Here is a 22,665-nt window from a genome sequence, read left to right as displayed (position 1 = left end):
CTTGGAACCGGAAAATCTTGCCTATGCCCTGACCCAGGTGGTGCATAACTTTGGCGCCATCGCAGTGCTGGGTGGCGCAGTATTCGCGCTTTGGCCCGCACCCCGGCTGGAATTTGGGCGCACATTCGCCTGGCTGATCCTGGTTGCCTGGACCGCGCAGCTTGTCAGTGGCGGCACGTTCGGCCTCATCAGCTACCACTATTACGGCGAGACGCCGGATCTGAGCAGCGTGGCCATGACGGCCCTGGTCGTCAAGATAGCCGCAGCGTTTTCGGGCGTGTTGCTGTCCGCTCTCTTTCTTCTGCGTGGCCGGCAATGGCGCCCCGATGCGGTGAAACGCACCTTCCATGGCCTGGCCGCGCTGGGCGCGGTGGCGCTAACGGCCGCCGCTTTTCTGCGCTGGTTTTCCTGAATCGCTTGATACGGATTGATTGATTCGGCCGATAAAGTTTGAAGCCCGTTCACTGAAACAGCTCCATCGAGGGCTTCCAGCGGGAGGCGGCACAGGCCATGCAGGGCAAACCCGGCTTGCCGAAGGCGGATGCTCAAACCTGTTCCGCCGATCCGATGCCCACTATCCCCGCATCATCCCGGCGATCCGCTGCATGTCGGTTTCGAGGATGGCCTCGACGTCGAGGGTGATCGCCACGTCGTCGCCGACAACCAGACCATTCCGGTCCATCGGCGCATTCCAGCTGACGCCGAAATGATGGCGGTTGATCACCGTGGTGGCCACGAAGCCGATGCGGCTGGCCGGTCCAAGATCTTTGCCGTCTTCCCAGTAGGGGCACTGCCAGCGGCCCAGATAGCGAGTGACCAGTTCGACCGGACGGGTCACACCGCAGAGGGTGAGATCGCCCAGCACCTTGTAATCGGTCTCACCGACACAGCGCACCTCGCTGTTGCGGAAGATCATCTCCGGATACTTCTCCACGTCCAGGAAGCCCACGCCGCGCAAATGCGCGTCGCGCGCATCGTCTCCGGTCCAGATCCCGGCGGTCCCGATCGTCGTCTCGACCGCGGCGGCCCCCATCGGATTATCCGGATCGAAATCGATACTGCCATGCACGTTCTTGAACATTCCGCGCATGGTTGAAACCATCATGTGGCGCACCGCAAACGCCGCGGCGGAGTGTCCAGGTTCGAAAATCCATCTGGTCATTTTCAGCTCCTCCAATCATCTCTCGACGCCTTGTTCGGCTCCAGGCATAGGAGCCGGCGTGCGTGCCTCGGAAAATCAGTATAGGAAATCGTGCTGGAAAAACGAGGCGCGCCAACCATTCGTTCTCAACGGAATTGGCCTGCACTTGTGAAGTTGATCCGGCCAATGCGGGCGGCGAGATGGCGTCGGTGATACGCTTGCAAAGACCGTCAACCTTCCCTCTTCGATAACAAGGTCAAGCCACATGGACATGACCCATTATTCAGACCTGCTAAACGCCGCCAGGCAACAGTCCGAACCGCAACGGCTTCTGTTCGTTTTCACCCAACCCGAATTGCCTGACGGCTATACCGACGCCAAGAATCAGGATTTTCACGCCGGTACAGGCGGCGTATTGACCCCTAAAATGTGTACCGACAAAGCCTTGGATGAACCAGGCGATTTTTCCGATCTCGTCGCGGAATCACACCAGATGGGGCAGGATTGGAAAATCGTGTTTATCGCCTGCCTGGCAGGGCGTGCGGGGGCCATGCCGAGCACCGAAGAGGCGCAGACGCACTTAACTACGATGGTCAATTCCATCCAGAATGGCGTGATCTCCAAATATCTGGCATACGACCAGGATGGGAATCTGGTTCGGTTTTCCTGAAAACAGCATTCGTCCTTACAGTTTGCGCGGCCGTCGGGTGAAGTGGATGATCTTGTCCAACTGGAAGCGCATTTGTTTGCCGGCACGCTCGGATTTTTTGGTCAGCGCTTTTTGTACCAGATCCGAAAAAGCGACCAGATCCTGCCGCGGATAATCCTCCTGCACGCCACCATCCTGAAAGAACTCGGCAATCCAGCGCGCATCCAGTTCGTGTTGTCCGGTCTCCTGCAAATATTCCATTGCAGCCATCTCGACGTATTCGCTCAACTTGGGCATCGCGGTTCCCGTGAAAATTGTCTCCAGCCCAGCAGGCGTTATGGGTGATGTGAGTGACGGAGACGGCATTTCAGAGCCGAGCGACGTTTGTTGCCAAACCACGGACCCCATGAGACACACCCCCGTCAGCAGAAAATGCTACGCTTTCAACTGGCAGGTATCATCCACAAATCCGATGATAGACCCCATTTATTCTCGGCTTGATTGGTGTACTCCCGGCCAACTGGCCGTCATCCCGCCAAAGTCGACTTTCCGTGGGATGGCTGCGTCTGCATCTCAATCGTCATCGTCGTCGCGATGCGTGGCTCGACGATCCCGACGCTATTTTTTTGGCATCGGTTTGTCACCATAGACGGCCTGATACACCTCGTCCGGCGAGAAACGGCATTCCAACCGTGCGTGCAGTTTTTTCAGCATGGTGGTGTCTGGCTTGAAAAGCAGCACACCAGTTTGCGCCTTGATTTCCAGCCTGATTTGTTCGCAGGACTCAGCCTGGGGAACTGCGGCATTGGCATTGACGGCTAACAGCCCGAGCAAGCCGATGACAGGGAAGTAGTTGTGTTTAATGTATGTGAGCATCATGGACTCCAGTTTGGTGTTTGACGGATGTCACTTTGCCGGATCTGACCTGAACAGATGGTGAATCCGCTGTTCACCTTGCATTCATCGCACACGCTGGCGTGCCCCCCGCCCATAACTGGGCAATCGCCAAAGAGGTTGGGCTGCAAAGCCCAACCCGCACGGGTTGACTGACCGACCCAGCTTAATCTGACTGTGTCACTAAATTCTGAAACTTGCCTATATTTCAGAACATCTTCCTTACTGAGGGCGATGTCATGGAAGTCGAAGACGAACTGGAACGGTATCTTGATCGCCTGGCGGGTGTGCTTGGCCATGCGGATCGAAGGACGGGGTTGATGGACTACTGTCGGGGATTGATGTTGCCGATCAAACGCAAGAGCGTGGAGCCGCTGGCAGCGCATGTCGATCCGCTGCACGTTCAGGCCAAGCACCAGTCGCTGCACCACTTTGTGGCCAAGTCGGCGTGGTCGGACGAAGCGGTGTTGAGGGAAGTGCGAGCCGTTGTGGAACCGGCGCTGAATTTCGATCGCGGTTGCTACTGGATCATTGACGACACAGGCATCCCGAAGCAGGGCACTCACTCGGTCGGCGTCACCCGGCAATACTGTGGTCAACTGGGCAAGACCGAGAACTGCCAGGTTGCTGTCAGTTTGTCGCTGGCCAGCGACACGGGCAGTTTGCCCATCCAGTGGCGCCTGTATCTGCCCAAGGAATGGACGGGTGACCTGCCGCGCTGCCATGCAGCGGGTGTTCCGGAGGACATCAAGTTCTCGACCAAGATTGACATTGCCTTGGCCCAAGTGAAGCAAGCTCAAGACGATGGAGTGCCTGCCGGAATTGTTCTGGCTGACCCGGCGTATGGCGATAGCGCCTCGTTTCGCGACAAACTGGCCGCGATGGGTTTGCGCTACGCGGTCGGCATCAGATCGGCCACCAGTGTGTGGGCGCCAGGCGTGGCGCCCTTGCCGCCCGAGCCCACGGCAGGCCGGGGACGCCCCAGCAAGAACCTGCGCCGTGCGCCCGGCCACACGCCGGTGTCGGTCAAGGCGCTGGCGCTGGCCTTGCCGGGCGAAGCCTACCAAACTGTGGCCTGGCGCGAAGGCACGAACGAAACACTAAGCTCGCGTTTTGCCGCAGTGCGCATCCGTACCGCCTACCGCGACTATTGGCAAAGCACCCAGCGTCCCGAGGAGTGGTTGCTGATCGAGTGGCCGGAAGGCGATGCGGAACCGCTGAAGTACTTCCTCTCGACCTTGTCTGCGGATACGCAGATTGAGCAACTGGTGTTCGTTACCAAGATGCGCTGGCGCATCGAGCGTGACTATCGGGAATTGAAGCAGGAGTTTGGCCTGGGCCAGTATGAAGGGCGAAATTGGCGAGGGCTGCATCATCACGCCACCCTGTGCATTGCTGCCTACGCCTTCTTGCTGCATCAGCGCCTCGCGCTGGGCAGTAAAAAAAACGCTGCTCGACCAAAAGCGCCTACCCTACCCAAAAATTACCAGCCTCGCGGCAGCGGGGCGAGCACAACGACACGTACCCGATTCGATCGCCACGCTTCGCTTTCTCATCGCCGCTCGTATCGTACTTTGCCTGCAGCGATGTCCGTGTTGCGGATCGGTTAAACGCAATTTGTGACACAGTAAAATTAAGGAACCGCTGATTAATTTGTCATTGCGAGGCGCGCAGCGACGCGGCAATCCAGAAATGCCTGCTTAATCGATACGCTGGATTGCTTCGCTACGCTCGCAATGACAGCCATATCGAATTAATCAGTGCTTCCTTAAAGGTCTTCGCGCCGCAGCATGAATACGAACTGGCCGCCGCTTTCGGTGTCGAGCCAGGTGAAAGGGAGGGCGGGGCAGGCGAAAATGATGTCGGACCCTGAGGTTTCCCCATGATTTGCTACCGGCTGCTGCCCAAGCAAGGCCCGCCTGACCGGCGGGTCTTGCAGTTTGGGCCGTACGTTCAACCTCTGGGACGGCATGTAGAATCACCCTCATCCCCGCTCCCTCCTCCTGATCATGAATGCCCTGTGGATCCTGATCCTGCTCATCCTGATTTCCGGCCTGTTTTCCCTTGCGGAAATGGCGCTCGCTTCCGCTCGCCGCGGCCGCCTGATACAGCTGGCCGAGACGGGCGATATCGGGGCCATCAAGGCGCTGGCGATCAAGGAACACCCGAGCCGGCTGCTGGCCGCCAGTCAGACGGGCATCACTGCTGCCGCACTACTGATGGGGGTATATGGTGAGTCGGCCCTGTCGGCGTCCATCGAAGCAGCCATCGGTGCGGTGATTCCCGGGTTAGCCGACTGGCGTGAATCCATTGCCTTCGGTGTCACTATCGTGATCGTTACCGCCGTTTCGATCATTCTGGGCGAGATCGTACCCAAACGGATCGCACTCGCGCATCCGGAAAAGGTGGCGGCGTTTTGTGCCCCCTTCATGTCGCTTTTCATCCTGCTGCTGTCCCCCGCGATCCGTTTTCTGTCGTTCGTTGCAGACCGCATACTGGCCCTGCTTCCGATCCAGTCGGTGCCCGCGGTCACCAGCGTGGAGGACATCCTGGCATTTGTGGACGAAGGCGAGCGAACGGGCACCATCGCGCCGGAAGAGAGCCAGCTGTTCGGCAACGTGCTGCGACTGGAGGACTGGCGTCTCGCCACCGTCATGACGCCGGCGTCGGATGTCGCCTGGCTCGACCTGCTGTCCCCGCGCGAGAATAACCTGCGCATACTGAAGGAGGCGCCGCATTCCCGCCTGCCCATCTGCAAGGGCGATCTACAGCAGGTGATTGGCATTGCCGAAAGTCACGATATTCTCAAGGCTGCCATGGAGGGCGACATCGACTTTGCCGAACTGCCGCTTGCGCAACCGCTATTCGTCCCCTCCAGCCTCACCCTCATCGACCTGCTGCGCATCTTCCGCCAGCAGCGCGCCAATTTCGCCCTGGTGGTGAGCGAATTTGGCCTCACCGAAGGCGTCGTCACCCTGGACGACCTGATGTATTCGCTGGTCGGCGACATGATGCCTCTGGCCGAAGACGTCGAAGACGCCCTGGCCGTGCGCCGGGCCGACGGATCCTGGCTGCTCGATGGCCTGCTGCCCATCGACGAGATGAAGGACCGGCTGGAGATCCGCCATGTGCCCCAGGAATCGCTGGGAAACTATCACACGGTTGGTGGTTTCGTGCTGGCTTCGCTGGGCCGCATTCCGCGCAAGGCGGAACGCTTCACCTGGGCGGACTGGGAGTTCGAGGTGGTGGACGTCGACCGCAATCGGGTGGATCAGGTACTGGCAACGCAGGTGCCGACGCCTGGCGCGCCATCTGAGGGCAGTTGAAATTCAGCCGCTCGATCCATCGACCCATTCCGTGCCAGGAAAAAAAGGCAAGCAGACACAATATTCGTGGGAAACCTCAGTGTCTGCCCCCATTTATTCTCATCGTATCTGAACCCCATTTGTTTAATAGTCTGTCCGCTATTGTCCACTGAATGGCAAGGGCAAAACCTGACCCCGAAATTGTTCAGGACTACGTTCGATAGCGCACGGAACCCACCGACATTTATGCTTACTGTTGCTTGACCGCGATGGTGTATGACCCCATTCGTATACTTTCAGGCATATTTTTTAAGGAGCAGTCATGGATAAATCGATGATCATAGGGATCGTGGCAGGCGCTGTTGCAGTGACCGCAGTAGGCGGATTTGCCGGCTATAAAGCCATGAAAGGCGCGGATTACGCTGAAGTGATCAGCGCAAAGGAAGTGACTGAAAAGGTGAGGACGCCGCGTAAAGAATGCAGCGATGTCGCCGTTACCCATCAGGCGCCCGTGAAAGACGAACACCGGATCGCGGGTACCGCCATCGGCGCGGTGCTGGGTGGAGTGCTGGGCAACCAGGTTGGTGGCGGCAAGGGTAAAACCCTGGCTACCGTGGCAGGTGCGGCGGGTGGTGGCTATACCGGCAATAAAGTGCAGCAGAATATGCAGGAATCCGACCAGGTCACAGGGACGGAGAGACGCTGCAAAACGGTCTATGATTCCAGCACCAAGACACTCGGATACGACGTGACCTATCGACTTAACGACAAGCAGGGTGTCGTGCGTATGGACCACAATCCGGGGCAGCGCATTCCGGTTCGGAATGGACAACTTGAATTGACATCGACTGGCGCAAACAGTCCTTCCTGAGTCAATGGCTACAAAAAATGGAGTCGGACACAATTATTGACTTCATGAATATCGTGTCTGACCATCATGCCACGATTATTGCCCTCTCCCGACTATGAATATCGGTTATGAATATCGTGTCTGACCCCATTTGTCCCATGACCCCATTTGTCCCATTTGTCCTTTGTCTGGGCTTGAACCGCGACATGGCAAGGCTATATTTAAATTGGAGACAGTAACGGGAGTGTGGATATGAAACGCAAAATCATGTTGATGGGTTTGGTCATGGTTACCGGTTTGCCGCATGCCGTGTGCGCCAAGAGTGACAATGAGGATTCAACACAGGCCTATTCTTCCTGGAGTACATCATATATGCCGCATTACGGCGTCGAAGGTGCGGCGAAACCATTGATGGATCATGTTTCCGTGGCTGGCGCCCTGCCCAGGCAGGGCATCAGCAATACATGGCGGCTGGAATTCGCCCCGCCGACGGCCTTTTCCGGAGCGGACGACCCCCTGACGGCCAAGGATAAACGGGTAGGCTTCAGTTTGAAGCTGGATTTTTAAATGCGCAAATAAGCACCGGGCGTCCATCCAGGGATGCCAACCTCAAATATGCCAACCTTCGGGGTCATTATTTCGGCCATCCAGGGGAAGGGGTTGGTGACGCCGGGGAACATCTCGTCGAGGCCGATCTGCTGGCAGCGGCGGTGGCAATGAAGGGCAATATTTCTTGAGCGGGATGACGTTCTACCCGAGCATTCCGCGCGGTACGGTATGGGAGGATATCATGTCTGACCCCATTTTTGCGTTAGATTCTCTGGCGCTGCCTCAACAGGGAATTTATTTGCAAGAAAATGAGGCATGAAACTAAGGAGAAGTTTATTATGGAAAAGCTGCTCGGTGTTTTAGTTGTCATTTTTTCTCTTTCTATATCGTCGTTTGCACGTGCTGATCAAGTAAAAGAAGTTCAGTCACTTTCTAGCTGGACGAATCAAAGCGGTTCGACGCTGTATATTAATAATATTGGAAACAATGGCCTGCTTACGGGAACATACATTAATCGTGCTCCTGGCTATGGATGTCAAAACATAGCGTATCCAGTTACCGGGTGGGTATATGGCACAGCCATCACATTTACAACCATTTGGCAGAGTACGGAATCTTGTAATTCCATTACCGGGTGGACGGGCTTCCTTTACAACGGCCAGATACAAACCCTGTGGCAACTAGTCATAAATGGTTCTTCCAGCACAAAGCAGATTTTGCAAGGTGCCGATACATTTACGTGGAAAGCAAATAAGACTCATAAGTCACTTATGATTGAAAAATAAGAATCTAACCCAACGTTTAACCAGACCGCCTAGAAGCGGGGCGGCTGGTTAACTTTACGTTATGCCTAGGGGATCTCAAGAAATCAAAGGAGCCAGGCACGAATTAATTTGCTATGGTGGTTCATGCTCCGTCGCGCCGGAGATAAAACCGAGCCCGGCACCTTTGATTCCGCGACTCCGCCGTGCACCATGATCAGCACCCTTGGTTTGCTCATGTGATTTTCTCCTTCACAAATGGGACGGACTGACACTGAAAGGTTTCTTGAATCAGTTACTGACCAGCGTATCAACCAAGGCATAGGAGCCACGACCACGAAATTCAATCAGTCCCATGTCACGCAGCAATTGCAATTGCTGACGTAACTTTGCCTTTACGTTTTTATTATTCGGAAACAGACGCGATGCTCGTGCTTCGTATACATAAACATCATGGAGTGAGAAAAATCTGCTTCCTATTGAATCGACTATTCCCAGCGTAACGGCAATCCATCCGCGCTCAGCACCTCCAACGTTTTCCAGCACTTCTGTGGCAGACCAGGATCGCTGAATTTTCTCCTGTGGAACAGGCGTCCCATTAACAATGCATGGAATCAGTGCACTCCGTGGAATGATTGCGAGATCAAGATTGCAGCCAACCCATCCCGCCCTTCTGGCATGCTGGGAAAGTGGTTTTCTTGCCACAACCATTGGCTCGACAATAAATCGGCGGGGCAATACAAACAAATCCAAAACAGAAAATGGCAGCCGATAGTTCATCAGAATCAAGTTCGGCTGACGATCTTCCCTAATGGCCGAGATCATCGACCCATAGGCACCGTCCACAACCTTTTTTCCAAACCTGGTCTTTGAACTCTTCAACTCAAACGGACGCGCGCAGGACTTGCAGTTAAAGTCCAGAGCCTTCGTATTGTTTGGAGTTTTGACATACGCTCCACCACATGCGGGGCATAAGGCATTGACTGGAATCCAGGATTCCGTCAAAACTCGGGCACGTTGTGAAGCGCTCTTGTAGTCCAACTCAGTATGAATCAAAGGGGCCGCGCTCGAATTGTTTACCAGCCAGCTTCACTGCCGCTCCATCTCCGAAACTGCGGCCTTCGCTAGAAAGCCGGACCGGCTCAAGTGATGCGCTTTGGCGTAGGCATCAATCCGCTTGACCAGCCCTTCCGGCAAGGACACGTTCAAACGTACGGGGCGGGTCGTGAGCTGGGACACATCGACGTCCACCAGCAGCCACACGCCATCCTGATATTCCGACTGGGCGGTGAGGACTTCCAGCGGGGTGGGCGCGGGGATGTCCATGTCTTCGCTTTCGCAATAAACTTCGATGGCTTCCTGAATTTTGGCGGGGAGTTCTTCCCAGTTGTCCGCGGCCGAATAGCAGCCGGGAAAGTCGGGGACGGTGACGCCGTGAGCATGGCTGTCATCGCCAACATGTACATAGACCGGGTACAGCATGGTTACCTCCATTCCCAACCGGCTTGCCGGTAGATGTTGCGCAGCGTGCCTATCGCCATATCCTTGCGCGGATGCGGGACCACGACGTGGCCGGGTTTTTCGGGGTGCTTGTACTTGGCATGGTCGCCCTTGCCGCCTACCCGTATCCAGCCCTCGCGCTCCAGGCGCTTGATAAGCTCCGCGCTGTTCATATTTTAATACACACGAATACACAAAACAATACAGAGTCTACGCCTGTGATTCAGCCGGTCAATCCCAGCTCAACGCCCCGCCCGTCTGATACTCCGTAACCCGCGTTTCGAAGAAGTTCTTCTCCTTCTTCAAATCGATCATCTCGGCCATCCAGGGGAAGGGGTTGGTGACGCCGGGGAACATTTCGTCCAGCCCGATCTGCTGGCAGCGGCGGTTGGCGATGAAGCGCAGGTATTCCTTGAACTGGGCGGAATTCAGCCCCAGCACGCCACGCGGCATGGTGTCTTCGGCGTAGCGGTATTCGAGCTCGACGCCCTTCTGGATCAGGCCGTTGATTTCGGCCTTGAACTCGTTGGTCCACAGGTGCGGGTTTTCGAGCTTGATGGTGTTGATGAGGTCGATGCCGAAGTTGCAGTGCATGGACTCGTCGCGCAGGATGTACTGGTACTGCTCGGCGGCACCGGTCATCTTGTTCTGACGGCCCAGGGCGAGGATCTGCACGAAACCGACGTAGAAGAAGATGCCTTCCATGATGCAGGCGAAGACGATCAGCGACTTCAGCAAATCCTGGTCGGCCTGCGGGGTGCCGGTCTTGAACTGCGGATCGGTGAGGGTGTTGATGAAGGGGATGAGGAATTCATCCTTGTCGCGGATGCTCTCGACCTCGTGATAGGCGTTGAAGATCTCGCCTTCGTCCAAGCCCAGGCTTTCCACGATGTACTGGTAGGCGTGGGTATGGATGGCCTCTTCGAACGCCTGGCGTAAAAGATATTGCCTACACTCGGGCGCGGTGATGTGGCGATAGGTGCCGAGCACGATGTTGTTGGCGGCGAGCGAATCGGCGGTGACGAAGAAGCCGAGGTTGCGCTTGACCAGACGGCGCTCGTCCTCGGAGAGCGCGTTGGGGTCTTTCCACTGCGCGATGTCGCGGCTCATGTTCACTTCCTGCGGCATCCAGTGGTTGGCGCAGCCGGCGAGGTATTTTTCCCACGCCCATTTGTATTTGAAGGGAACGAGCTGGTTCACGTCCGTCGCGCCGTTGATGACGCGCTTGTCGGCAGCCTGCACACGCCGGGTCTGGGGCGCGGGGTCAGCAATATCGGCAGCCGCTGCGGATTCCTTGCCCAGGAAGGCCGGCACGTCTGCGGGCTTGGCAGCGGGGGTGAAATCTTCTTCAAAGTTCAACATCGTTAAATTCTCCTTTGGTTTTCCCAAAGTGGGCTGGGCCCACACTACTTTTAATCTGGCGGTGGGCGGAGCCCACCCTGCTTTCTTGTGCCGGTTTCACCCGCAAGGGGTACGCCGGTGGGTCCCCGCTGCTTCGCAGCGACCCTTCCGCAGCCCTTCTGCGCCACCTCGACTGGATCGAGTCAGCGGGGATGAAGGCGAGCACTGTCTGAGCTCCGCAGCAGAACACGTTTTGTGTGTTCTGCCAGGGCGAGTTGCGCAGCCGCCCCGATGGCCCGGTTCAGTCGAGGCCCGCCCCGAAGGGGTGGCGCAGCAGGGCGGCTTTCTCTTTGGTTACGTTCTCCTGGCCGGCAAGAGAAAGTGACTAGCCACCGGGCATACGATTCCACACGTGCTTTAGCGCGTAGTGGATCGGAGCCCCTTCAGGGGCTACCCCCGGCCAACGCACTCAAACCCTTACTGGCACGCCTCGCATTCCTCGAACCCCACATCCCCCGGCCGCATGGTGCATGCCACGCCATCCAGCTCAGGCTCGGGCAAATTGGCAGCCGCCGCGTTCATCGCGCGGCTGCCGCCGCTGCTCATTGCCCCGGCTCCGCCGCTCGACGAGACGGCGTTCAACTCGCCGCCCTTGCCGGTCGACTTTTCGGCCGAGGTGGCGCTCAGGGTACGCAGGTAGTAGGTGGTCTTGAGGCCGCGAACCCACGCCAGCTTGTAGGTTTCGTCGAGCTTCTTGCCGGAGGCGCCGGCCATATAGATGTTGAGGCTTTGAGCCTGGTCGATCCACTTCTGGCGGCGGCTGGCACATTCGACCAGCCATCGGGTTTCCATCTCGAACGCGGTGGCGTAGAGCGTGCGGATGTCGGCCGGGATGCGGTCGATCTTCGCCAGGCTGCCGTCGAAGTACTTGATGTCGGCGACCATGACTTCGTCCCACAGGCCGAGCTTTTTCAGGTCGTTGACCAGGTACTTGTTGGCGACGGTGAACTCGCCCGACAGGTTGGATTTGACGTAGATGTTCTGGTAGGTCGGCTCGACCGAGGCAGAGACGCCGACGATGTTGGCGATGGTCGCGGTCGGCGCGATTGCCAGGCAGTTGGAGTTGCGCATGCCGTGCTCGGCGATGCGCGCACGCAGCACGTCCCAGTCGAGGGTGCTGCTGGTATCCACGTCCAGATAACCGCCACGCTCGTCCGCCAATAATTTCAGCGAATCCTGCGGCAGGATACCGCGGCTCCACAGGCTGCCTTTGTAGCTGGAATAGCGGCCACGCTCGGCGGCGAGTTCGGTCGACGCCCAGAAGGCGTAGTAGGAGACGGCTTCCATCGAGCGGTCGGCGAATTCCACCGCGGCGTCCGACGCGTAGGGCACGCGCAGTTCCTGCAGCGCGTCCTGGAAGCCCATGATGCCGAGGCCCACCGGACGGTGCTTGAAGTTGGCATTGCGTGCCTTGCCGACGGCGTAATAGTTCACGTCCACCACGTTGTCGAGCATGCGCATCGCGGTGTGGATGGTGGCCTTGAGCTTGTCCATGTCCAGCTTGCCATCCTTGAGATGGTTCACCAGGTTGACCGAGCCGAGATTGCATACGGCGATTTCGGTTTCGCTGGTGTTGAGCGTGATCTCGGTGCACAGGTTGGAGCTGTGGACGACGCCGACGTGCTGCTGCGGGCTGCGGATGTTGCACGGGTCCTTGAAGGTGATCCAGGGGTGGCCGGTTTCGAACAGCATCGACAGCATCTTGCGCCACAGCTGGTTGGCGGGAATGCGCTTGAACACCTTGATCTCGCCGCGGTCGGCGCGGCGCTCGTATTCGGCGTAGGCCTCGGCGAACTTGCGGCCGTACAGCTCATGCAGGTCGGGCACGTCGTTGGGCGAGAACAGGGTCCAGTCGCCGCCTTCCATCACGCGCTGCATGAAGAGGTCGGGAATCCAGTTGGCGGTGTTCATGTCGTGGGTGCGGCGGCGGTCGTCGCCGGTGTTCTTGCGCAGTTCGAGGAATTCCTCGATGTCCATGTGCCAGGTTTCCAGGTAGGCGCACACCGCGCCCTTGCGCTTGCCGCCCTGGTTCACCGCGACGGCGGTGTCGTTGACCACTTTCAGGAACGGCACCACGCCTTGAGATTTACCATTCGTGCCCTTGATGCGGGCGCCCATGGCGCGCACCGGGGTCCAGTCGTTGCCCAGCCCGCCGGCGTACTTCTGCAGCATGGCGTTTTCCTTGATCGCCTGATAGATACCGTCGAGGTCATCGGTGACGGTGGTCAGGTAGCAGGAAGACAGCTGGCTGTGGCGGGTGCCGGCGTTGAACAGGGTCGGCGTCGAGCTCATGAAGTCGAACGACGACAGCACCTGGTAGAACTCGATGGCGCGCGCTTCGCGGTCGACTTCGTTGATCGCCAGGCCCATCGCCACGCGCATGAAGAAGGCTTGCGGCAGCTCGATGCGCGACTCTTCAATGTGCAGGAAATAGCGGTCGTACAAGGTTTGCAGACCGAGGTAGCCGAACTGGTAATCGCGATCGGCGTCGAGCACGGCTGCGAGGCGCGCCAGATCGAACTGGCCCAGCTTCTCGTCGAGCAGTTCGGCGTCGATGCCCTTCTTGATGTAGGCGGGGAAATACTCGGCATAGCGCGCGCCCATTTCGGCCTGCGTCACCGTCTCGCCCAGCACTTCGTGGCGGATCGAGACCAGCAGCAGGCGCGCGGTGACCAGGGAGTAGGCCGGGTCCTGCTCGATCATCGAGCGCGCGGCCAACACCAGCGCCTTTTCGACTTCGGCCATCGGCACGCCGTCATAGAGGTCGCGCAGTACGGTGTGCATGATCGGCTCGGCGCGCACGCCGTCACCAAGGCCGGCGCAGGCGTCGGCCAGGAGGCCGGCCAGGCGCGCGGTATCGAGCGGTTTTTTCACGCCGTCCTCGATCACGTGGAGCTGCACATCGGGGACGCCGGCGGCCTTCTGCGCAGCGCGTTCCTGGGTGCGCTTTTCGCGGTACAGCACGTAGGAACGCGCGACTTCGTGCTCGCCCGAACGCATCAGCGCCAGCTCGACCTGGTCCTGGATGTCCTCGATGTGGAAGGTGCCGCCGTTGGGAGTGCGCCGCATCAGCGCCGCCGTCACCTGATTGGTGATCGATTCGACCAGCTCGCGGATGCGCGCCGAGGCCGCTGCCTGCCCGCCCTGCACCGCGATGAAGGCCTTGGTCACGGCAATGGCGATCTTGTTGGGCGCAAAGCCCACCACCGCACCATTGCGGCGGATGATCCTGTAGTCGGCGTAGCGCATGTCGACCACCACCGGTTCGGCAGTTTCGAGCGGCGGGACGGTGAGAGATGCGGCAGATTCGGTGGCGACGTTCAACATCTACAAGTCTCCTTGGTGGGATGACAAAAAACCGGGCAATTACGTAAGGAATTCACAACTTACACACAGCTTGCCCAGCCCTCGTTCACACAGTTATACACAACATATTGTGGTCCATGTACGGAACAAATACAAACTCTGGACAAATTCTAGATGCGTGGCCCGGCGTGTCAACCTGGACGTGCGGTTTATTTCGCAGGCATTTTTCGCCGCCCGGAAAATCCCATGACAAATCAGAGTCTCTGTCGAACAGACTGCCTAAATATTGAACAAGATGACGTCTGGATGCGGCCTGGCGCCAAGAAACGTCCGGCCAAGCCCATGAATACGTTTGAATTCGGCTTATTAGCATGCTCGAATACAGGGCGTGCCGCGCAAAGACTGCTGAATCTTTATGCGCCCCGGTGAAGCGGATGGGCGCTGGGCCCCATAAGGCGATCAGGGGATTTTTGGTTATGATTGGGTAAAAACCCCCTGCCGAAAACCCCTACCGAACCGGGCACCGCCATGCGCCATACCGCTGTTCTGCTGATTTCCTGCCCCGACCAGAAGGGGCTGGTCGCCGCCATTGCCGATTTTCTGCTGCTGCACAACGCCAACATCCTGCACGCGGACCAGCATCAGGACGCCGAACTGAAGCTGTTCCTGATGCGGGTGGAATGGGAATTGGCGGAATTCAACCTCGATCTGGCCGAATTTGCCGTGGCCTTCGGACCCATCGCCACCCGCTTCGAGATGACCTGGCGCCTTGCCGAGTCGAGCCGCAAGCCGCGCATGGCGGTGTTCGTGTCGAAGTTCGACCACTGCCTGGCCGACCTGCTCTACCGCTACCAGAGCGGCGAACTGCACTGCGAACTGCCGATCGTCCTCAGCAACCACGAAGACACGCGCTGGCTGGCCGAAGCCTACCGCGTGCCTTACCAACACCTGAAGGTGCACAAGGATGCCAAGCATGAGGCCGAGCTGACGCAGCTGGCGATCCTGCGCGACCGCAAGATCGATTTCATCGTGCTGGCGCGCTACATGCAGGTACTGTCGCCCGATTTCATCCGCCACTTTCCCAACCGCATCATCAACATCCACCATTCCTTCCTGCCCGCGTTCCACGGCGCCAAGCCGTATCACCGGGCATTCGAACGCGGCGTCAAGCTGATCGGCGCGACCGCGCACTACATCACCGAAACCCTCGACGACGGCCCCATCATCGAGCAGGACGTGGCACGCATCTCGCACCGCGACAACCTCGACGACCTGGTCAAGAAGGGGGCGGATCTGGAGAAAGTGGTGCTGTCGCGTGCAGTGAAATGGCATCTGGACAACCGCGTGCTGGTGTATGCCAACAAGACCGTCGTGTTCGACTGAACCCATGCTCACGCCCAACACCTCCGGCGCCGACCCGGTGCGGCAACAGACACCCGAAACCCGGCCGAAAGCCGTTGCGGAATGGCTGCAACGGCTGCCCTTCGCCAGCCCGGCGGACACCGCCCGGCAACTGGTCATGGCCCTGTATGCGCTCAATCGCCACGCGCCGGGCGCGGACGAATACCATGCGCTGGTGGCCCTGTACTGTCCGGTGGTTGCACGCGTCGCCGCCAGTCTGGAATCGCAGTTCGCCGATTCCGGCGTGCCGCCCCACGCCCAGCACAGGCAAATCGGCACCCTCCTGCGCGAACTGCAAACCGAACTCGGCATCGGCTACAGGCAAATCCTGCTGGCAATGGCCAACCGGCGCTTCGGCTGCGCCAGCCCCAAGCGCACGGCTGAAGTTTCCGCACGGCTGCTGGCGGTCCTGCGCGACATCCAGACCGCCTGCTACCTCACCCACACGCCGCTTCCCGCAGGACTGTGGCAGGAAATGCACCAGATCCACGCTTTCGTCAAGGTCTCGAATCTGGCCGACAACGCCGTGGACGGCGCACTATCGCCCAGCCTGGCCTACAGCCAGGCCTTGCTGATCGCGCTGGCCGACCCGCCGCACATGAGCCACGCCGAACTGGTCCACACCCGCCTCTACCTGAATCAATTCGCCGCACTGACCATGCTGACCTCCACGCCGGTAGCCAGCCACTGCGGCTTTCCCATCCAGGCCGATGGCGACGTGCCGCCGAGTCATTTCGCCGCCAGCCAGCCTCACGACGGCCTCTGGCTCGACACCGATGCACTCTGCCGCCACCTGCACGAAACCGTACTGCGCCTGCGTAACGGCGAAACCCCGCTCCAAATCGGTCTGCCAACGGGAATGGCAGGCGAACTCAGCCTGACCCTGTGTAAACGCCTGCTTAAACAGTGGAGCACCGGCGCGCAGCGCGCATTCAAGCGTTACGCCACCCCAGACAGGACGGTGCAGATAGTGGCCGGCGTGAGCGCCATCCACCGGATGCTGGAAATGGTTCCGCCAGCCGCCCAGCTCCAGCAAGGTGAAGCGGACAGCCTGCCCATCCATGGCATCGAACCCGTATTCGCCGCACCGGCCGCCCTCAACGCCACCCGCTGGACGGTCGGCAACGATAGCGCGTCCGGCCTCGCCCTCTACGATACGCCGGATGTCCCGCTGAACCTGAAAGTGGGCGACCCGCTGGCCCTGCGTGCCGACGATGCGGCAGTGTGGTCGCTGGGCGTGATCCGCTGGATCCGCATGGGCGATGCGCAGCAGGTCGAACTCGGTGTCGAGCGGCTGTCGCCGCAGGTCCAGCCGGTGTGGGTGCGTCTCCTGCGCGGCCCCGGCAAGACGAACCCGGCAGCGGCGCTGTTCGTTCCGGGACTGCCCGCGCTGAAGCAGAATGACCGGCTGCTGCTGCCGCGCCCCCTGTATGAGATCGGCATGGACGCCGAAGTCTGGCACCCGCCGCACCAGTACACGCTCACCTTTGGCCGATGCCTGGAGCACACGCCCAGCTTCGACCTGATCGATTTCACCATTTTTGCCAACGAGTAACCATGACCGCAGCCATGACCGAGATTCTTGTTTTGTATTACAGTGCCGGCGGCAGCGTGCGCGAAATGGCGCAACTGCTCGCGCGCGGCATCCATCAGGTGGCCGGTGCTTCCGCCCGCGTGCGCACCGTGCCGCCGGTGGCGCCGCGCACCCAGGTGGCCGAGCCGCCGGTGCCGGACGAGGGCGCGCCCTACGTCGAACTCGCCGACCTCGAACAGTGCGCCGGCCTCGCGCTCGGCTCGCCCACCCGTTTCGGCAACATGGCGGCGCCGCTGAAGTATTTCCTCGACACCACCGGCGCGCTGTGGGTCAGGGGCACGCTGGCCGGCAAACCCGCTGCCATGTTCACCTCCACCGCCAGCCTGCACGGCGGCCAGGAAACCACCCTCACCAGCATGATGCTCCCGCTGCTGCACCACGGCATGCTGATCGTCGGCCTGCCCTACACCCTCGCCGAGGTGAACCACACCGCGAGCGGCGGCACCCCCTACGGCGCCAGCCACTGGGCCGGCCCGAACGACGACAAGCCGCTCACCGACGACGAGCGCTCGCTGTGCATCGCGCTCGGCAAGCGGCTGGCTGAAACCGCCGTGAAGCTGGCCGCGTGAAAACCCTGCAAACGCTCTCCAGCGTCAGCCTGATCGCGCTGATCTTCCTGTGTCTGGCGTGGGAACTGGTGCTGGCGCCGATCCGTCCCGGCGGCTCTTCGCTGGCGCTCAAGGCGTTGCCGCTGCTGCTGCCGCTGATGGGCATCCTGAAAGGCCGCCGCTACACCTATCAGTGGGCGCCGATGCTGGTGCTGGCCTATTTCAGCGAAGGCGTGGTGCGCGCATGGTCGGACACCGGCCTGTCGGCCTGGCTGGCCGGCGCGGAAGTGGCGTTGTCGGTGGTGTTCTTCTTCGCCGCGATCTATTACGCCAAACTCAGCGCGCCGTCGCGGCTCGCCCCATAACCCTGAATTCCTCACCACAAAGGCACAGAGGCCCGGAGAAAAACAAGAAACCAACAGCTTGCCCACTCACCCGACAGGAAACTGGGCATCGCGACGTAATCCTTACACTGTGGGAGCGGCTTCAGCCGCGATGCGGGCGGTAGCCCGCAAAGGTGGCACGGCGAGGCCTCGGCGAGCATTTGCCCTTTGCGCCTTTCGGCGCATCGCGGCTAAAGCCGCTCTACGGCGGTGCCTGCGGGATGCCGAAGGGTAGGGGCTTCATCAGAGGGGGCAAGACATGACCTCAACAACCAACAGTGACATCGCCTAAAAAAACATTCGGGGTCGGGTGCCGGACACAAGAAATTACCGACGAAACAGGCGTTTCTTATTGCACGGCGGGCAGTATCAAGGTCGCCCGCAGCCCCCCCAGCGGCGAATCCGTCAGCACGACCTGGCCGCCATACATGCGAGCCAGATCGTCGACGATGGCCAGCCCGAGTCCGCTGCCGGGAACCTGCTGATCGGCCCTGATGCCGCGGCGGAGCATGGCCTCCCGCTGCTCCGCGGCGATGCCTTTGCCGTCGTCGTCGACGCGGATCACAAGCCGATCCTGTTCGATGGCGGCATCGATCTCGACGCGGTGCGACGCCCACTTGCAGGCGTTGTCGAGCAGGTTGCCGAGCATTTCCTGCAAATCCTGCGCTTCGCCGCGAAACGCCAGGCTTGCCGCTATCGGCTGCACGACCAGATCGAGATTACGCCCGGCATGAATGCGCCGCAAGGTCCGCACCAGTCCATCGACGACGGGCCCGAGCGGCGTTCGCACGCCCGGCAAGCCAACCGTGGCCGCGGCCTGCGCCCGCGCCAGGTGGTAATCCACCTGCCTGCGCGCCATCTCGATCTGGGCGGCCACCAGACGCGCCAGCGCATCGTCCTTGCCGCCAGCGGCATTGGCGAGGACGCTCAAGGGCGTTTTCAGCGCATGGGCGAGATTGCCCGCCTGGGTGCGTGCACGCGCGACGACTTCGGCGTTTCGCGCCAGCACGGTATTGAATTCCTCGACCAGCGGCATGATTTCCGCCGGGAACGCCCCCTCCATCTGCTGCGCTTCACCGCGGTGCACGCGCCCGAGCGCAGCACGCAGCTTCTGCAGCGGTGCCAGTCCGACGAAAACCTGCACCAGCGCCGCCAGCGCCAGCCCGAGGCCCAGCACGCCCAGCGCCAGCCAGAGCATCTTGTTGAAGCGCGCCACCGGCTCGATCATCAGGCCTTCGTCGGCGGCGACGATCAGCCGCAGCGGCAGCTCGTCGATCCGCACGACGCGCTCGACCATCCCCAGCATCTCCCCTTGCGGGCCGGCGATGCGGTGATGATGGATCTCTCCGCTGGCGGGCGAATCCGCGGGCACGCGCAGCACCTGATCCCACAGGGAACGCGAACGCATCACCGCCCTGGCCGTCGGAAGACCGGGGCTGACGAGACGGTCGATCTGCCAGTAGAGGCCCGCAAAAGGCTTGTTGAAGCGGGGATCGCTCAGCGACATCGCCAGCATCGGCCGGCCCTGGTCGTCAAGCGTCAGCTGGGCGGTCAGCTGATCGAGATGGGTTTTCAGTTCGGCATGAAACTGCGATTCCACATGCTGGCGAAACATGCTGCCCAACCCCCAGCCGGCAACGAGGATGGTGGCGGCAATCCAGAACAGCGTGCCCAGCAGCAAACGAAAGCGCAGCGAGCCGCGCAGGGTGACCAGCGTCATTGCGAGTTGACGAGACGATAGCCCATGCCGCGTACGGTTTCGATCAATCCGGGCGGTAGCTTCTTGCGCAGGCGGCCGATGAAAACCTCGACGGTGTTCGAGTCGCGATCGAAATCCTGCGCATAGATGTGCTCGACCAGGTCGCTGCGGGAAACCACCTCACCGGCGTGGTGCATGAGATACGCCAGCACGCGGTATTCGTGGCTGGTCAGCGTCAGCGCCCGGCCCTCGACGGTGACGCGATTGTTGCGGGTGTCCAGCGTCACCGGGCCGCAAACCAGCTCGGCGCTGGCATGGCCGCCGGCGCGGCGGATCAGCGCGCGCAGGCGCGCCAGCAGCTCTTCCATGTGAAAGGGTTTGGTCAGGTAATCGTCGGCGCCGGCATCGATGCCGGCTACTTTTTCGTGCCAGTTGTCGCGTGCGGTAAGAATCAGCACCGGCATGGTGCGCCCGGCGGCGCGCCATTTTTTCAGCACCGTGATGCCATCCATTTGCGGCAGGCCAAGATCCAGAACAACCGCGTCGAAGGACTCGGTATCGCCCATGAAATGGGCGTCGAGGCCGTTGTGCGCCACATCGACCGCATAACCGGCTTCACGCACGCCCTCGGCCAGTTGCGTGGCCAGTGTCGGTTCATCTTCCACCGCCAGAATGCGCATCAGCGTGCTGTTCCACGGCGGCCATCCTTGCCCTTCGGCCCCTTGATGCCGAGCAGCGCGCCGTCGCGGGCACCGATCTCGATCTCGACCAGCGCCCCGTCCGTACGCAGCAGCTTGATCTCGTAAATCCAGCGCGCGTCCTCGCGCTCCAGATCGACTTCCATGATCTGCCCCGGATAGTCGCGTTCGACCCGTTCCAGAATCGTCCGCAAGGGCAGTATCTCGCCGGATTCCAGCGCCCGGCGGGCGCGATCGTGATCGTTCCCGTCGCCGGCCTGGCCCGCCCCGGCGCCCAGCAAGGCCAGCAACAGCGTGGCGGAAAGTGCCGCGCGCAATCCCCTCGACGGTTTTCTGCCTGACATCGCGGTATCCAGAATGGGTTTTTCCATGCGTTTGTTTTTAACCCTGCAAGCCTGAACGCAGGATGAACGGCGGATTCACCTTCGGTTCAGTCCACTGCGAGCAAAGTGCAGCTTCACACCCATCGTAAAGGAGAAAAACCATGCGCCGAAAGCTTGCCGTCCCCCTGGGCATTGTCGCTGCGATCCTGTCCACCTCGCTCTTCGCCGGCCCGCGCGAAGACCTGTTGGCTCAATACGCTACCGCAGCCAAGACAGAAACGCCAACTTTTTCCGGGTTCTCCGCCGCGCGCGGGAAGACCCTGTACACCCAGAAATTTTCCGGCGGCAAGCCCGACACGCCGGCCTGCACCGCCTGCCACGGCGAGAACCCGCGCGGCGCCGGCCGCACCCTGACCGGCAAGGACATCGAAGCCGTGGCGGCATCGGTCACGCCGAAGCGCTATACCGACCCGGCCAAGGTCGAAAAGTGGTTCAAGCGCAATTGCAATGAAGTGCTCGGGCGCGCATGTACGGTGCAGGAAAAAGGCGACTGGCTCAGCTACATGTTCAGCCTGTAAACGATCCGAACACACTCATTTTACATTTTACAAGGAGCACCCCATGAACATCCCCTACCGCCCGCTCGCCATTGGCCTGGTTACGCTCGCCTTTTCCGCCGTCGTGCTGCAAAGAGCCCAGGCCGGCGGCGACGACTACTTTCCCCCGGTTGTCGACCCTCTGGTCAAGGAGGAATGCGGCAGCTGCCACATGGCCTTCGCCCCCTCGATGCTCCCTGCCAGTTCATGGAAACGCATGATGGGCAATCTGAAAGACCACTTCGGCGACGACGCCAGCGTCGATGCGGATACCGCCGCCAGAATTTCCAGCTACCTCGTCACCAATGCGGCCGATACGGGCGGCAAGCGCTACAGCAGCAAACTGCTGCGCGGCGTGGCGGCGAACAGCGCTCCTCTGCGCATTACCGAGTTGCCGAGATGGGTGCATAAACACCGCAAGGTCCCCGCCTGGGAATGGAAGCACAAGGATGTGCGCACCAAGGCGAATTGCGTGGCCTGCCATGCCGATGCCGAGCAGGGCTTCTACGAGGACTGATGCACCCCCAGCATGATCATCATGAATGCCGGATGAACGGACGCTTCAGAACAGGTTCAGACACCCCCTCGCACAATGAATGCACGGTCATCGATCCGACCACAACCGAAGGAGATTTTCATCATGCGCACCACGACTATTCTTTCTGCTTTCGCCCTTGGCGCCGGACTGCTGGCCGGCAGCGCAGTGCTTGCCCCCGCGTTCGCCGATGACGACCGACCCGCCCGTACCAGCGAGCGCCAGTGGCTGTCGATTCCGCAGATTCACGACAAGCTCGTTGCCGCCGGATACCGCAACATCGAGAAAATCGAACGCGAGGATGGCGGCTATGAAGCCCGCGCCACAAACCGCAACGGCGAACGGGTCAAGCTGTACCTCAACCCGCAGACGGGAGAGATCCTCGATCGGCGGCAGCGCAAGTCCAGCCGCGACGGGAGCGACCGTTGGGGGTACACGCAGGACCAGCGCAATTCCGCCGACTGCAACGAGCGGCGCTGCCGTGACGATCTGCCGCAAAAATCCACCACCACGCCGCCGGCAGGCAAATAAT

General features: G+C 60.2%; 25 protein-coding genes. 14 read left to right on the top strand and 11 right to left on the bottom strand.

Annotated features, from left to right (window positions below; genetic code table 11):
* The first annotated feature begins 1 nt into the window (after position 1).
* Positions 2-412, top strand: coding sequence for a hypothetical protein (locus ACZ41T_RS15660; protein ID WP_464922283.1), 411 nt, complete (start codon positions 2-4; stop codon positions 410-412).
* 162 nt (positions 413-574) lie between these two features.
* On the opposite strand, the gene ACZ41T_RS15655 is transcribed toward ACZ41T_RS15660, so the two are convergent.
* Complete coding sequence (locus ACZ41T_RS15655; RefSeq protein WP_464922282.1) at positions 575-1,162, bottom strand: YceI family protein; 588 nt, start codon at positions 1,160-1,162, stop codon at positions 575-577.
* Between the two features lie 244 nt (positions 1,163-1,406).
* On the opposite strand from ACZ41T_RS15655, the gene ACZ41T_RS15650 reads away from it, so the two are divergent.
* Complete coding sequence (locus tag ACZ41T_RS15650) at positions 1,407-1,811, top strand: ribonucleotide reductase subunit alpha (protein WP_464922281.1); 405 nt, start codon at positions 1,407-1,409, stop codon at positions 1,809-1,811.
* Between the two features lie 15 nt (positions 1,812-1,826).
* Here the strand turns inward: ACZ41T_RS15650 and ACZ41T_RS15645 are convergent, their stop codons facing one another.
* The gene (locus tag ACZ41T_RS15645; protein WP_464922280.1) at positions 1,827-2,087 is read right to left on the bottom strand and encodes a hypothetical protein; all 261 of its coding nucleotides are present in this window, start codon (positions 2,085-2,087) and stop codon (positions 1,827-1,829) included.
* A 321-nt stretch (positions 2,088-2,408) separates the two neighbouring features.
* Positions 2,409-2,669: a hypothetical protein gene (locus ACZ41T_RS15640; protein WP_464922279.1), complete on the bottom strand. Its 261-nt coding sequence runs from the start codon at positions 2,667-2,669 to the stop codon at positions 2,409-2,411.
* A gap of 254 nt (positions 2,670-2,923) precedes the next feature.
* Between ACZ41T_RS15640 and ACZ41T_RS15635 the strand changes: the two genes are divergently transcribed.
* The 5 genes from ACZ41T_RS15635 to ACZ41T_RS15615 all read left to right on the top strand — a co-directional run bounded on the left by ACZ41T_RS15635 (position 2,924) and on the right by ACZ41T_RS15615 (position 8,173).
* Positions 2,924-4,294: an IS701 family transposase gene (locus ACZ41T_RS15635; protein WP_464922278.1), complete on the top strand. Its 1,371-nt coding sequence runs from the start codon at positions 2,924-2,926 to the stop codon at positions 4,292-4,294.
* A 399-nt stretch (positions 4,295-4,693) separates the two neighbouring features.
* Positions 4,694-6,010, top strand: coding sequence for a hemolysin family protein (locus ACZ41T_RS15630; protein ID WP_464922277.1), 1,317 nt, complete (start codon positions 4,694-4,696; stop codon positions 6,008-6,010).
* Between the two features lie 301 nt (positions 6,011-6,311).
* Positions 6,312-6,860, top strand: a complete 549-nt coding sequence (locus tag ACZ41T_RS15625) for a glycine zipper 2TM domain-containing protein (protein ID WP_464922276.1) — start codon at positions 6,312-6,314, stop codon at positions 6,858-6,860.
* Between the two features lie 231 nt (positions 6,861-7,091).
* Positions 7,092-7,406, top strand: a complete 315-nt coding sequence (locus ACZ41T_RS15620) for a hypothetical protein (protein WP_464922275.1) — start codon at positions 7,092-7,094, stop codon at positions 7,404-7,406.
* 320 nt (positions 7,407-7,726) lie between these two features.
* A complete protein-coding gene (locus tag ACZ41T_RS15615; RefSeq protein ID WP_464922274.1) occupies positions 7,727-8,173 on the top strand; it encodes an avidin/streptavidin family protein in 447 nt (148 codons plus the stop codon).
* A 267-nt stretch (positions 8,174-8,440) separates the two neighbouring features.
* On the opposite strand, the gene ACZ41T_RS15610 is transcribed toward ACZ41T_RS15615, so the two are convergent.
* The 5 genes from ACZ41T_RS15610 to ACZ41T_RS15590 form a co-directional block, all read right to left on the bottom strand.
* The gene (locus tag ACZ41T_RS15610) at positions 8,441-9,190 is read right to left on the bottom strand and encodes a DpnI domain-containing protein (protein ID WP_464922273.1); all 750 of its coding nucleotides are present in this window, start codon (positions 9,188-9,190) and stop codon (positions 8,441-8,443) included.
* Between the two features lie 48 nt (positions 9,191-9,238).
* Positions 9,239-9,631, bottom strand: coding sequence for a type II toxin-antitoxin system HicB family antitoxin (locus tag ACZ41T_RS15605; protein ID WP_464922272.1), 393 nt, complete (start codon positions 9,629-9,631; stop codon positions 9,239-9,241).
* Positions 9,632-9,633: 2 nt separating this feature from the next.
* Positions 9,634-9,822: a type II toxin-antitoxin system HicA family toxin gene (locus ACZ41T_RS15600; RefSeq protein WP_464922271.1), complete on the bottom strand. Its 189-nt coding sequence runs from the start codon at positions 9,820-9,822 to the stop codon at positions 9,634-9,636.
* Positions 9,823-9,880: 58 nt separating this feature from the next.
* Positions 9,881-11,011, bottom strand: a complete 1,131-nt coding sequence (locus ACZ41T_RS15595) for a ribonucleotide-diphosphate reductase subunit beta (RefSeq protein ID WP_464922270.1) — start codon at positions 11,009-11,011, stop codon at positions 9,881-9,883.
* A gap of 456 nt (positions 11,012-11,467) precedes the next feature.
* Positions 11,468-14,299 (bottom strand): ribonucleoside-diphosphate reductase subunit alpha, encoded by a 2,832-nt coding sequence (locus ACZ41T_RS15590; RefSeq protein ID WP_464923997.1) that lies wholly within the window; start codon positions 14,297-14,299, stop codon positions 11,468-11,470.
* A gap of 585 nt (positions 14,300-14,884) precedes the next feature.
* On the opposite strand from ACZ41T_RS15590, the gene purU reads away from it, so the two are divergent.
* The 4 genes from purU to ACZ41T_RS15570 are packed head-to-tail and all read left to right on the top strand — an operon-like array spanning position 14,885 to position 18,264.
* Positions 14,885-15,739 carry a formyltetrahydrofolate deformylase gene (purU, locus tag ACZ41T_RS15585; RefSeq protein ID WP_464923996.1) on the top strand — a complete coding sequence of 285 codons (855 nt, stop codon included), beginning with the start codon at positions 14,885-14,887 and terminating at the stop codon, positions 15,737-15,739.
* 4 nt (positions 15,740-15,743) lie between these two features.
* A complete protein-coding gene (locus tag ACZ41T_RS15580; RefSeq protein ID WP_464922269.1) occupies positions 15,744-17,312 on the top strand; it encodes a hypothetical protein in 1,569 nt (522 codons plus the stop codon).
* Positions 17,313-17,326: 14 nt separating this feature from the next.
* Positions 17,327-17,920, top strand: a complete 594-nt coding sequence (gene wrbA / locus ACZ41T_RS15575) for an NAD(P)H:quinone oxidoreductase (RefSeq protein ID WP_464923995.1) — start codon at positions 17,327-17,329, stop codon at positions 17,918-17,920.
* Positions 17,917-18,264, top strand: coding sequence for a DUF2069 domain-containing protein (locus ACZ41T_RS15570; RefSeq protein ID WP_464922268.1), 348 nt, complete (start codon positions 17,917-17,919; stop codon positions 18,262-18,264). The genes wrbA and ACZ41T_RS15570 overlap by 4 nt, the downstream gene beginning before the upstream one ends.
* Positions 18,265-18,631: 367 nt before the next feature.
* Here ACZ41T_RS15570 and ACZ41T_RS15565 read toward each other — a convergent pair whose 3' ends face one another.
* From ACZ41T_RS15565 to ACZ41T_RS15555, 3 genes are read right to left on the bottom strand one after another with little or no spacing between them, the layout of a single operon-like run.
* Positions 18,632-20,002 (bottom strand): sensor histidine kinase, encoded by a 1,371-nt coding sequence (locus tag ACZ41T_RS15565; RefSeq protein ID WP_464922267.1) that lies wholly within the window; start codon positions 20,000-20,002, stop codon positions 18,632-18,634.
* On the bottom strand, positions 19,999-20,661 hold the full coding sequence (locus ACZ41T_RS15560; protein WP_464922266.1) for a response regulator transcription factor: 663 nt from the start codon (positions 20,659-20,661) through the stop codon (positions 19,999-20,001). Before ACZ41T_RS15560 ends, ACZ41T_RS15565 begins: the two co-directional genes overlap by 4 nt.
* The gene (locus tag ACZ41T_RS15555; protein ID WP_464922265.1) at positions 20,661-21,050 is read right to left on the bottom strand and encodes a PepSY domain-containing protein; all 390 of its coding nucleotides are present in this window, start codon (positions 21,048-21,050) and stop codon (positions 20,661-20,663) included. The genes ACZ41T_RS15560 and ACZ41T_RS15555 overlap by 1 nt, the downstream gene beginning before the upstream one ends.
* Before the next feature lie 113 nt (positions 21,051-21,163).
* Here ACZ41T_RS15555 and ACZ41T_RS15550 point away from each other — a divergent pair, with 113 nt between their 5' ends.
* From ACZ41T_RS15550 to ACZ41T_RS15540, 3 genes are all read left to right on the top strand, one after another.
* Positions 21,164-21,580 carry a DUF1924 domain-containing protein gene (locus ACZ41T_RS15550; protein ID WP_464922264.1) on the top strand — a complete coding sequence of 139 codons (417 nt, stop codon included), beginning with the start codon at positions 21,164-21,166 and terminating at the stop codon, positions 21,578-21,580.
* 43 nt (positions 21,581-21,623) lie between these two features.
* Entirely contained in the window at positions 21,624-22,115 is a 492-nt protein-coding gene (locus tag ACZ41T_RS15545) for a diheme cytochrome c (protein WP_464922263.1), read from the top strand.
* A 123-nt stretch (positions 22,116-22,238) separates the two neighbouring features.
* Entirely contained in the window at positions 22,239-22,664 is a 426-nt protein-coding gene (locus tag ACZ41T_RS15540) for a PepSY domain-containing protein (protein WP_464922262.1), read from the top strand.
* Position 22,665 lies beyond the last annotated feature (1 nt).

The organism is Thiobacillus thiophilus, assembly GCF_055378705.1.
This window is presented reverse-complemented; position numbering and strand designations above follow the sequence as displayed.